Annotated in this window: 10 protein-coding genes; 8 read left to right on the forward strand and 2 right to left on the reverse strand. The window is 41.9% G+C overall.

Annotated elements, in window-relative coordinates; genetic code table 11:
- The first annotated feature begins 6 nt into the window (after nt 1–6).
- From MHB50_RS00905 to MHB50_RS00940, 8 genes are all read left to right on the forward strand, one after another.
- Nucleotides 7–990 carry a sugar ABC transporter substrate-binding protein gene (locus MHB50_RS00905; protein ID WP_339161197.1) on the forward strand — a complete coding sequence of 328 codons (984 nt, stop codon included), beginning with the start codon at nt 7–9 and terminating at the stop codon, nt 988–990.
- Between the two features lie 35 nt (nt 991–1025).
- Complete coding sequence (locus MHB50_RS00910; RefSeq protein WP_339161200.1) at nt 1026–2051, forward strand: alcohol dehydrogenase catalytic domain-containing protein; 1026 nt, start codon at nt 1026–1028, stop codon at nt 2049–2051.
- Between the two features lie 5 nt (nt 2052–2056).
- Nucleotides 2057–3040: a sugar ABC transporter substrate-binding protein gene (locus MHB50_RS00915; RefSeq protein ID WP_339161202.1), complete on the forward strand. Its 984-nt coding sequence runs from the start codon at nt 2057–2059 to the stop codon at nt 3038–3040.
- Between the two features lie 289 nt (nt 3041–3329).
- Nucleotides 3330–4355, forward strand: coding sequence for an inositol 2-dehydrogenase (iolG, locus tag MHB50_RS00920; RefSeq protein WP_339161205.1), 1026 nt, complete (start codon nt 3330–3332; stop codon nt 4353–4355).
- A 501-nt stretch (nt 4356–4856) separates the two neighbouring features.
- On the forward strand, nt 4857–5693 hold the full coding sequence (locus MHB50_RS00925) for a transketolase (RefSeq protein ID WP_339161209.1): 837 nt from the start codon (nt 4857–4859) through the stop codon (nt 5691–5693).
- A gap of 3 nt (nt 5694–5696) precedes the next feature.
- Nucleotides 5697–6665 carry a transketolase family protein gene (locus tag MHB50_RS00930; protein ID WP_339161212.1) on the forward strand — a complete coding sequence of 323 codons (969 nt, stop codon included), beginning with the start codon at nt 5697–5699 and terminating at the stop codon, nt 6663–6665.
- Nucleotides 6666–6929: 264 nt separating this feature from the next.
- A complete protein-coding gene (locus tag MHB50_RS00935; RefSeq protein WP_339161215.1) occupies nt 6930–8123 on the forward strand; it encodes an MFS transporter in 1194 nt (397 codons plus the stop codon).
- Nucleotides 8124–8349: 226 nt separating this feature from the next.
- Nucleotides 8350–9156, forward strand: a complete 807-nt coding sequence (locus MHB50_RS00940) for a cytochrome c oxidase assembly protein (protein ID WP_077111958.1) — start codon at nt 8350–8352, stop codon at nt 9154–9156.
- 522 nt (nt 9157–9678) lie between these two features.
- Here the strand turns inward: MHB50_RS00940 and MHB50_RS00945 are convergent.
- Nucleotides 9679–11742 carry an MMPL family transporter gene (locus MHB50_RS00945; protein ID WP_339161218.1) on the reverse strand — a complete coding sequence of 688 codons (2064 nt, stop codon included), beginning with the start codon at nt 11740–11742 and terminating at the stop codon, nt 9679–9681.
- Between the two features lie 40 nt (nt 11743–11782).
- Nucleotides 11783–12190 carry a hypothetical protein gene (locus MHB50_RS00950; RefSeq protein ID WP_077112952.1) on the reverse strand — a complete coding sequence of 136 codons (408 nt, stop codon included), beginning with the start codon at nt 12188–12190 and terminating at the stop codon, nt 11783–11785.
- Nucleotides 12191–12238: the final 48 nt, after the last annotated feature.

A 12238-nucleotide genomic window follows, 5' to 3' on the forward strand; every position in this document is an offset into this window, starting at 1 on the left:
ATTGAAATGAAAAAAAGACTCATCATTATTATGGTTGTATCTGCTTTATTCATGATAAGTGCTTGTTCCGCGAACAATAAAGCAGGCTCAAAAGGCGATTCCGACAAGAGTCGAGACAGTGGACAGGTAAAAATTGGCGTTGTTCTAATGGCGTTAAATTCCGAATATTGGAAACTCCATATGGCCGGAGCTAAAGAGGCGGCGAAAGAATTGGGTGTGGAAATTGAAATACTGGGACCGGCTGAAGAAACGTTATATGAAGAACAAGTAAAAATGGTAGAGGATTTAATTTCCGCTAATGTAAATGGGCTGGTCATTGCGCCAAGTTTACCCGAAGCGATTTTGCCGGCGCTAGAAAAAGCAAATAGCGAAAACATACCTGTTGTTTTAGCTGACGCGAATGTAGAAGCGTTTGATAACCGTGTTACTTTTATTGGAACAGAGAACTATGAAGCTGCCTTCAAAGGTGGAGAATTTATACGAGATCAGTTGGATAAGGGTGATAAAGTCTTGATTGTTCGCGGACAAATGGGGGCGAAAGTTCATGATGAAAGAACCCAAGGCTTCCAGGATGCTTTAAAGGAGAAAAATATTACTTTTATTGTACAAGATGCCCAAAGTGATCGTGTGAAAGCGGTCAATATTGTTGAAAATGCTTTAACGGTTGACTCGAATATAAAAGCGATATTTGCTACTTCCGACGAAATGGCTCTAGGTTCTTTTAAAGGATTGGAAAATAAAGATAGTCAAGACATTCCTTTAATCGGCTTTGACGGCACCCCGGACGGGCTGCAAGCTGTTGCGGATGGAAAATTGATCGCAAATATTGCACAGGACCCTTACCAAATGGGTTACCTGGGAGTAGAATCCGCCTACAAAGCGATAAAGGGAGAAAAAGTGGAGAAAAGGATTGATTCTGGTACTGAAGTGTACACAAAAGATAATGTTGAAAAAAGAATCGCGGAAGTTGATCAGTATTTAAATAAATAGTTACTTCTGATTTTTTTCAGTAAGGAGTTGAATATATGTTAGCGGCAGTATTTGAAGACATAGGAAAATTGACATTACAAGAAATAGAGGAGCCTGACATCACAAGAGATGATGAAGTGAAAATAAAAGTGGAAGTGGCAAGTATTTGCGGGTCAGATATTCATATTTTGGCAAATCCTCCCTCTCATCCCGCAACGAAAGGCATTATTCAAGGACATGAATATGTCGGGGAAGTAATCAAGATTGGAAAAAATGTCAGAAATGTTTCTGTAGGAGACCGGGTTGTTGTTGATCCAACGACTGTATGTGGCCATTGTTATTATTGTCAAACGGGCATTCAAAATGTATGTGAAAACTTCTCGACGATCGGGATTTTTCAAAATGGAGGTTGGGCTGAATATAGTGTGGTTCCTTCCAGAAATGTATGTAACATTTCAAAGGATGTGCCAGTCGAATCAGCCGTTTTAGCTGAACCCCTCTCATGTGTCATAAATGGCTGTGAAAAAATAAGGATCAACCCTGGCGATCGTGTAGTTATACTAGGCGCCGGCCCAATGGGACAGCTATTTACACAAGTACTAAAGGCGTCTGGAGCCGGACAGATTATCGTAAGTGATCTATCTGATTACCGTCTGGAACAGGCGAAGCGATCAGGCGCAACCCATATGTTAAATCCAGCAAATAACGATATAGGGGAGGTAGTAAAAGAGATAACGGGTGTAGGGGCTGACGTCGTTATTGATTGTGTTGGCGTTCTATTTGACCAAGCGTTACAAGTAGTTCGAAAAGGCGGTAAAGTTTTATTGGTAGGGATGAATGAAAGTGCCAATCGTCCCATAAAACAATATGAAATTACAAAAAAGGAAATAACCGTTTTCGGTACGATTATTCAAAACAATCATTTTCCCAAAGTGATCAAAATATTAGAGTCAAATATTTTAAATATTGAAAGCCTTATCACTCATCGGACATCATTGCGAAATATCCATCAAGCAATCGACGCGATGCGAAAAGGAGAGGCAATCAAAATCATGGTATATCCACATCATATGGAGGAGTAAAAAATATGATCAAAAAGTCTTTCCTATCAGTTGGTATGTTAATCGCTATATTATCAATAGTTGGTTGCGGCAATCAGGCAAGTGAGGACCATGCCGAATCCGCCAATACAAAAAAGAATGGCGGCGGGAAGCCACAAGTCGCTGTTGTGTTAAAAGGATCTGATCAAGAGTATTTTAAATTGGCGGAAGCCGGAGCAAAACAGGCGTTTAAAGATTTTGATGTTGAAGGAAAGTTTCTTGCAGCAACAAAGGAAACACAAGAGCAAGAGTTAATCAATTTACTAGAAGATTTATTGACCAATAATCCGGACGCGCTGGTTGTCATGCCAAGTACTAGCGCGGTTATTCCAACCCTAAGTAAATATCACGAAAAAGATATTCCGGTTCTATTAATTGATACGGACTTAGAGTGGGAAAATCAATTAACCTATATTGGTACTGATAATTATACGGCTGGCCAGAAAGCGGCCGAGCATTTAAGTTCCATGTTGTCTGAGGGGGATGAAGTGGCTATTATCGAGGGCGTTTCTGGTGCGGCGCAAAATGAAGCCAGGATTGCTGGCGCAAAGGATTATTTTAAGAAACATAAAATAAAGGTTGCTTCTGTTCAAGCAGCCGATTTTGACAGAACAAAGGCCGTGAACACGATGGAAAATATGATTACAGCTCATCCGAAAGTGAAAGGAGTATTCGCTGCAAATGATGAAATGGCCTTGGGAGCATCCCAGGCGATTCAAACAAACAAACTCGATATACCTATTATTGGGATTGATGGCACAACAGACGGTTTAGCATCTATTGCGCAAGGCGATGTCACAGCAACAATCGAACAGCAACCTTTTAACATGACGTATCTCGCTGTTGAAAACGCATTAAAAGCAATAAAAGGTGATCCGGTAGAGAAAAACATCAATAGTGGGATTGAACTCATTACCATTGAAAATGCGCAAGATAAATTGGAGAAAGTGAAGCAATTGCTCGGAAAATAAAATCATATGATCTGGCATCACTACATGCATCGGTAGTGCCAGTTTTTGATGATCCCGAAAATGAAATAATCGCGGAGTAACTATCCATCGAACAATCGCCGGTCAATCCAATCTAACATCATCCAAGCCAGCCAGATAAAAGAACTTGATGATAAGAAAATAGATAGCGGATTTCCTATAGACAATGATAAAGACATCCAAAAACCGCGGCCCAAAGGGACTACCGTGTAAAAGCTTCCAGAAACGTTTTAATGAAAAATATTTTATTAAAGAAAGATGGTTGAGAACAATGCCTCATGCAATCACGATTGGCATTATCGGTGCAGGGCGAATTGGCAGACTGCACGCTGAAAATATCGTTCATTTTCCCAATGTGAGACTGAAAGCAATTTCCGATTTATTTACAGAACATGTAAAAGACTGGGCAAAAGCAATCGGGGTTGAGCAAATAGTAACTCATTATGATGACATTCTTATGGATAAAGAAATTGACGCTATTTTTATTTGCTCCCCAACAGATACTCATGTGCCGATTATTAAACAAGCTGCCGAACTGGGCAAACATATTTTTTGCGAAAAACCAATCAGTTTTTCAGTAGAAGAAACCAAAGCCGTTTTAGAGTCTGTCAAAAAGGCAAATGTTACATTTCAAGTCGGCTTCAACCGCAGATTTGACCGGAATTTTTTGAAAATACATGAATCAGTGAAAAACGGTGTCATTGGCGCACCACATATCATAAAGATTACATCGCGGGATCCCGAGCCGCCACCGGTTGGTTATATAAAGCAATCAGGAGGGTTGTTTTTCGATATGTCCATACATGATTTTGATATGGCGCGGTACCTTGCCAATAGTGAAGTGGTTGAGGTTTTTGCAACCGGGGCCAATTTGATAGCATCATATATTGAGGATGCTGGAGACATAGATACCGCTATTACTACATTAACATTTGCCAATGGCGCTCTTGGAGTAATAGATAATAGTAGAAAGTCCGTTTATGGTTATGATCAAAGGGTGGAAGTGTTTGGCGAAAAAGGCAACTTAACTTGTGAAAATGATCGGCCAACAACGGTAGAACTAAGTACTTATGGAGGCTGTTACAAAGATGCTTTACAGCATTTCTTTTTGGAACGTTATAAAGATGCCTATATAGCTGAGACTCGGGCATTTATAGAGGCGATTCAAAACGATTGTCCGCCAGCTTGTGACGGAAACGATGGTTTACAAGCAGAGCGAATCGCCCAGGCCGCAAAACAATCATATATCGAAAAGCGCCCTATTAAAATGGATTCGCATATTGGTCAGTTAAGCTAACCCAGTGGGATGTTGCCACCATTGGAAACAAGCGCTTCATTCATTCATGATCCACATCAAAAAGTAGCGATGGTACCGAAGGAACAGTACTATCGCGATCTTTTAAAAACGATCTGGTTCAAGGTTCTGGATGCGTATGCTCTATCCACAAAAATGAGCAACTCTACTGAATGTAAAAAGAAAAGATCATGAGACAGTGATAGACGGAATACGGATGAAAGAAAGCTTTCAGTGTTATTCACTGGACGATGCGAATATACGCTTTTGCTCTCTTTTTTTAAAGAAAGTAAAGCGCTTAACCTTTTTTGAGACATGATCAACTTTATTATATCTGTTCCAATGTGGTTTAAATTAACTGTTTAAGTGCGCTACTTAGAATACAAGTCGAGCACGTTCTTTTTTCCATTCATGATTTATGACTTCATTCACGACAATAACTAATTGGAGATGTACTTTTAAAGAGATATCCGGCAAGTCCAAAATGAAATTGGAGGGATTTACATGGCATTATCAACTGCGGAATTAATCTATAAGGCGAAGAAGGCGAGACGTCACGTTATTGAAACAGTCCATTACGCCGGAGCGGGACACATAGGTGGTCCTATGTCAGCGATTGATCTATTAACTTATTTGTATTTTAACGAAATGAATATCGATCCAACAGATCCACGGGCTGAGAACCGCGATAGATTTGTTCTATCGAAAGGACATTCAGCGATTGCTCTTTATGCTGTAATGGCTTTGAGGGGATATATGCCGGTGGAAGAATTGAAGACTTTTGATTCCTTGAACTCCAGATTACAGGCACATCCCGATATGAACACACTTCCCGGTTTAGACATGTCTACGGGATCTCTCGGTCAAGGAATATCGGCGGCAGTGGGCATCGCATTGGGAGCCAAATTGCAACATAAAGATTTCCGGACTTACTGCATGATTGGCGATGGCGAGTCACAAGAGGGGCAGGTATGGGAAGCGGCGGATATTGCCTCTAAGTATCGGTTGGATAATGTAGTCGTTATGTTAGACAATAATAGACTTCAACAATTTGGCTGGAATGGCGAAAATGGCTCCAGGGAAATTCCTGTTACGAATCCTCAAAAACGCTGGGAGGCTTTTGGATGGCATGTGATCACTATCGACGGACACGATTTTGCCGAGATGTCAGCAGCCTTTCACGAAGCAAAGAAAGTGAAAGGAAAACCTGTGATGATCGTGGCCAATACAGTAAAAGGAAAAGGTGTCAATTTTATGGAAAATGCCTATCTTTGGCATTCAAGAGTTCCAACAGATGAAGAACTAAATAACGCGTTAGCAGAATTAAACATAGGGGGATAAACGATGGATCATTTACTAATGGACAAGCAAGAGACAATGAGAGAAATCTTTGGAGAAACATTGCTGCGGTTGTCAATGGAAGATGAAAGGGTTTATGTTGTGGATGGAGATTTGGCAAATTCAACGAAAATAGATGTGGTAGCCGAAAAAAATCCTCAAAAGTTTTTGCAAATGGGTATCGCCGAACAAAATATGCTTAGTGTTTGTTCCGGATTGGCTACAACTGGTTTGCAACCTTGGGCTGTCACATTTGCCGCATTTCTGTCCAAACGGGCCATTGATCAAATTCAAGTTCAAATTGCCCAACCGAATGTAAACGTCAAGATGATTGGGGGGTACAGTGGCTTGCTTACCGGTTTAACCGGAAAAACACATCAATCATTGGAAGATATCGCCATTTTCCGTTCATTAGCGAATGTGATCGTTCTTGCCCCGGCTGATAGTGTGGAAGTGAAAAAGATGATGCGGTTCGCCCATCAATATGACGGACCGGTTTATATTCGTTTGGCGCGAGATCCTTATCCAGTTATATTCTCCGAGGATGATGAATTCCAAATAGGTAAAGCAGTTTGCCTGAAAGAAGGAAAAGATTTAACCATCATTTCAACCGGTACTCAAACGAGCCGTTCGATAGAAGCCGCGAGACGATTACAAGAAGAAGGTTTTTCCATTGCTGTCCTCCATATGCCATCAATCAAGCCGTTGGATAAAGAAGCAATTGTAAAGGCCGCTGAGACAACAGGATTCATCGTCACCGCTGAGGAGCACAGTATTTATGGCGGGCTGGGCAGCGCTGTTGCCGAAGTTCTAGTTGAGGAAAAGCCTGCTCCTATGCTGCGGATTGGTGTAAAAGATCGAAATGCCGAGTCTGCCCCCAATGAGCAGCTTTTAGATAAATATGAGTTATCGGCAAGCTCCATGGTAAACGCAATAAGAAACTTTTTAAAAAGAAATAACCGGCCAGTAAAGTAAATAAAAATGGTCAATCATTTGTTGCATCACTCCATAGATTGTCTGGTTGTATAGCCAAAAGATGCTCAAACGATCCGGTCTAAAAAATGCAGGAACAAGCCGCAATTTCCGAAGTGAAAAGCAGGGTGGGGAAACCTCATTGGAAACAGTGGAGATTTTTTGTTGAAAACTTTTCAAAAGCGTTATAGAGCTAAAGCGGGAAGCAAAGCGGCAATAGAAACATAGGAATTCGTTCTGCGCCATAACTCAGGTGCTGGAGGTTTTATGATCGAACAAATCAAGGAATTAAACGCACAGCAAAAAATCACCAGGAGCAATCACCTTCATTTTCATGCAGCGGTTTTTTGCTTCTGGTTTTCTATTTATACTTACGCGCCATTATTTAGTGTTTATTTAGAATCCATTGGTTTTTCCTATGCCGAAGCGGGCATCATTTTAGGAGGTTACGGGATTTCTCAAATTCTTTTGCGTTTTCCATTAGGTATTTTATCCGATATGTTACTGAGCGTTAGAAAGCATTTGCTGATAGGCGGTTTTGTTTGCGCTTTCGCCAGCTGTCTGATATTGATCTTCTTTAAAGATTTTTGGGCTGTATTGTTCGCTAGATTATTGACCGGCATTACGGCTTCTATGTGGGTAATGGCGACTGTCCTATATTCAAATTATTTCACTCTTGAAAAAGCCACAAAAGCAATGGGAGCCATGCAATGTAACACGGTTGCCACCCAGCTTGTCTGTATGACCACAAGCGGTTATTTTATTCATGTCGGAGGCTGGGATTTTCCTTTTTGGTTAGGAGCCACTTTCTCCATAATGGGGATCTATTTTGCTTGGCATATAAAAGAAGTTGAGGGACAGCCGTTTAGCCGCCCCCATTTACATACCGGAGAGTATATAAAGAAGACATGTAGCATATCCGGCCTAAAAATAGTCACTTTTCTTTCTTTAGTGGCTCATGCGATTTTGTTTATAACCATTTTCGGATTCAGCCCTATTATCGCCGAGTCGATTGGTCTGAAAAATACACACGTTTCTTGGTTAATGGGAGCCTTTTTTATTCCACATGCCTTAACTTCATTAGGGCTCACCTTCTTACATTTAAACAGGAAAAATCATAAAGTGATTTTAATCATCTCTTTTGGATTAACCGCCTTTTTTCTGGCATGTATTCCATTTGCGAAGTCGTTGGTAGCGATCAGTATGTACCATGCAGGCTTGGGGCTTGCGCTCGGTTTTATTTTTCCTTTGTTGCTGGGAGAAGTAGTGAAGATTAGTCCCAGTCATTTAAAAACCTCGGCAATGGGCTTTTATCAGTCGTTTTATGCAATCGGGATATTGATCGGTCCTATGATTGCCGGGATCATTGCCGAAAAATCAGGGGTACATGAAGTGTTCTTTATGACAGCAATCATGTCTCTTTTATCAATAGCCAGTATAGGTTTTTACCAAACAAAATAACCTTTCATCTGTTCATACAGCCCCGTAAAAGCAAGCGATTTATGGAAGCGAAAAAGTTGCGATATCGAAAAAGAGGTTGTGTTTTGCCATCCGAGATTCCAATGGTTCATCATATCCGGGTCTAAAAAGGCGGTCATTCCTTCTTGGGCCCGTACAAAAAACTTAAAAGGATAACCGCTCAACCGAGGCATAAAATGAATCAAGACCATTGATCTGGAGGGTTATCATGAGTATACTCGCAGGAGAACTTACATGGAATATGTTCCTCTTGTCTGTCCTTATCATAACGGCCATTGTGTATGCCACATTCATCCACCGAAAGGAACAAGCAAAATGGCATGACAAGCGGCCCGTTCTTTTTTATACAGGCCTCGGCCTTTTTTTCTTGGCGGGAGGAACTCCTTTCACGCAGTTAAGCCATGTTTCTTTTACTCTCCATATGGTAAACATGAGTATTCTGTATTTCTTAGTCCCGCCGTTATTGCTGCTGGGCATTCCCCGCAAATGGTTCAATCCCAAAACAGGACCTCTCATTTCCGGCATCTTTCTCACTGTATTCGCCGCATTATTTCTTTTATATCACCTGCCCTTTTTGATCCAATACTTGCTAAACCGCCCAACCATCCACTCCCTATTTAAGTTCGGCCTTTTTGTCGCAGCAGCAGGGATGTGGTGGCCGATTATTTTTTCAGTAAAAAAAGAAGAGACGAAACGTTATGCCGTTTTAAGCGGAATATTGTTGATGCCGGCCTGTCTGCTTTTTATTGTAAATGGATTTATGAGCGGGGGAATCGGAGCGAATACGAATCCATTTCTCAAACAACTCTCCGCTCAACTATGTATCGCTCCCGAGCAAATCGACCATATTTTTCCTTATCAATTGAAATACGATCAGGTGATTGGTGGAATCGCCATGCTGGGTCTTCATAAATGCTCGATAATGTTGGTATGTAATCTTAAAGGCCGAGCGATGAGAGGGAACATAGGGAACTCCGAAAAGGATGTGTCCTTTAAAAGGTCAAATTCAAAATAGCAAAGGTCGCTTTCCTGCGGGATCTTCAGCTCGAGCTATTCCCGCAGGAGCCTACCTATTTTGCCGACGCTAAAAGCTTTCGTATCATACACTGGGATAATTTATCCCGCATGTAAGGTGCCGTAAAAAAGACTCCCACTTCAAAATCTTGGGTGAATACAAAAGGTCCAAGTGTGAGAAAACGGCACCTAAATGCCCGATTGGTTCAACTAACATTCAGTAGGGAAAACGCCTACTGAATGAAGTTTCACTTTATCCCGCATGTAAGGTGCCGTAAAAAAGACTCCCACTTCTGAATGAAGTTTCACTTTATTGTTTGTTTTTTAATCAACTGATTTAGTTGTGTCCCAGACTCGCGCCAACCCTTTATAGGAAATCGGGATTATGGCAATGACCCACAACTTCCTGAAAGGCGCGGGCCCCTGCCAGCGCGCATCCTATAGATGTTAAATAGGGACGGAGAAAACGATTTGTTGCCTTTCTCCTGGATTGATGTGCAGGAGATTTTTAGACAGTCTCCTGTCAAATTTTTTGAGGCCAAAAACTCCATTTGCGAAGGAGCGCCAAGGTAGCTGGAATCATGAGTGGCCGGACGATAAAGGTATCCATTAAAATCCCGACGGCCATCATAAATCCAAACAACTTTAGCTCGTAAATGGGCATTGTAGCCAAAACAAGAAATGTCGCAGCCAGGATCAATCCAGCCGAGCTGATGACGCCGCCGGTTTTATCTACGCCTCTTTTAATGGCCTCTTCAAACGGCATTGATTTCAATTCCTCACGAATCCGGGCAATGAGCATGATCGAATAATCGACTCCAAGGGCAACAAGAAATACAAAAACATACAATGGAATTCTGTAATTAATCGCATCAAGCTCCAAAAAAACTTTGAATAACCATATTGAGAGCCCAAGCGTGGCGGCGTAGGAAAGGACAATCGTACCGATCATATATAAAGGCGCAATGATGGAACGAGTCTGCCATCCGAGCATGACTGAAATGAAGATCACCATCAAGACCATTACAACGATTGTATCCCGATCATTGATATCTTGAAGATCCGCATTTACCGCACTTTCACCCGCAACGTACAGTTTTGTCTCGGATAATCCTGCGTCTTTTACAATGGCCTCACTGTTCTCACGTATTATGTTTACTGTTTCGAAGGCTTCGGTTTCATATGGATTTCCTTCTACAATAAACGAGAACTTGGCGCTTTTTCCATCTTTGGAAAGCGGATTTCCCTGAGCCGTTATTTGTTCAACGCCTTTTATATCGCCAACTTCTTTCAGGACAGATTGGAGTTGTTGCATGTCAAGTTTTTCCTCGGAAACGAGTAACAATGTTCCTGGAGCAAGACTTCCTTCCGAAAAGTCTTTGCTTAGCTGTTCGTAGCCTACGCGGGATGACAAATCTTCCGGGAATGACGCAATCAAATCATAAGATTCCTTTAAATGGGTTGTATTCCAGGCGCCAACCCCCATGACCACAATCAGAGGCAAAAGAAAGAACAGCGGGCGCTTTACCACAACTTCTGCTATTTTTCCCCATATCGATTTTTGATCAGTATTCTCTTCCCCAAATTTCGGAATAGACGGCCAGAATGCTCTTCTTCCAATCACGGCAAACAGGGCGGGCAGCAATGTCAATCCGGCAATTAGCATGGCGCCAGCCGCGATCGCAAAGGCAGGGGCGAAATTTCGATACGGTTCGTATAAGGTGAAAAATAAGGTGGCCACTCCGAGCAAAATCGTGCTTCCACTGAAAAATATCGGCTCTTTTACGTGACGCATCGTTTCGCGCATTGCCGCGTCTTTTAATTCATGTTTCCGAAGCTCCTCCCGGTAACGGGAGAAAATCAGCAATGAATAGTCCGTGACGACCGCAAACAGCAAAATCGTCATGATCGATACCGCCTGGCTGTCGATGGCAAAAAGTCCGGCTTTTGAAGCCAACCCTATGACTCTGTCCACGACTGCATAAACAATAGCCGCACCGATAAGCGGAATAAAAGTGAGCAAAGGAGAGCGATAAATAAACAATAATAACACAACAATCAAGCCTACCGTTGACAACAGCAAAATGATATCAGCGCGGCTGAACAATTCCACTGCATCCGCGGCGATACCGGCTGGACCGGTCCATGATAATGTCACATTCTCAGGTACAGAGATTTGCTTTTTAACTTTCCGAACCGCTTCGTACAGATCATTTCCTTCCAACTCTTCTGAAAGTGTAATCGGGATGAAAAAGGTTTTGCCATTTTCTGAAACAAAAGATTGCACTACTTCTGGCGGCATGTTGGATAATGGCAACAGTCCGACTTCTCCATACTGATCATCCAACTTGATTGCTTCCACTTTTTTTGAAAATCCAATGACTTCCTCTTCGGAAAAACCTTCTTTCTTGGAAAAAACAGCAAAAAGCGGTAATCCTTTGTCTTGAGGAAAGTGTTTTTCCAGCTGCCGGTCTGCAATGATGGATTTTGCATCAGCTGGCAATCCTGCGTTTTTATTCGCCGCGACAAACTCTTTTGCCCCGGGAGCAAAGCTTGATAAAATACCCGCGACCAACAGCCAGAGCACCAAGAAGAACCACCAGCGGCGATTATTTTGTATCGGCTTGTTAACCAATCTGCTTCACGTCTTTCTCAATCATAAATGTGATGAAGATAAACAAGGCAAAGCTGATAAGCAGGATAGCTCCGCCGCAAATATAAAAAACCAAAGAGAAAACTTCATTGATCCCAAAAGGCTTAATAAATTGGAGCCACATGCCGGCTGTTAAACCAATAGATCCCAAAATGGCCGTCCATCCATGAGCAGTGAGTAATTTTTTTGCACGCACTTTGTAGATTTTGTAAAATGCTCCCCAGGCAAACATCGATAACCATCCTACCAATAAAATATGCGCATGGATAGGGCGGAATGCATATGATTCGGCTCCCGCCATATGGGAACCTATTAACGCCCCAATCAACCCAAAAATAGCCGCAATTCGAATAAAGCGAAGGCTCCATTTTTCTTGTTCCATGTAAAATTCCTCCATCCAGTTCATGTGTTAGCCTAATGATAAGCTCCC

The organism is Siminovitchia sp. FSL H7-0308 (genome assembly GCF_037980985.1).
GTDB lineage: Bacteria > Bacillota > Bacilli > Bacillales > Bacillaceae_C > Siminovitchia > Siminovitchia thermophila.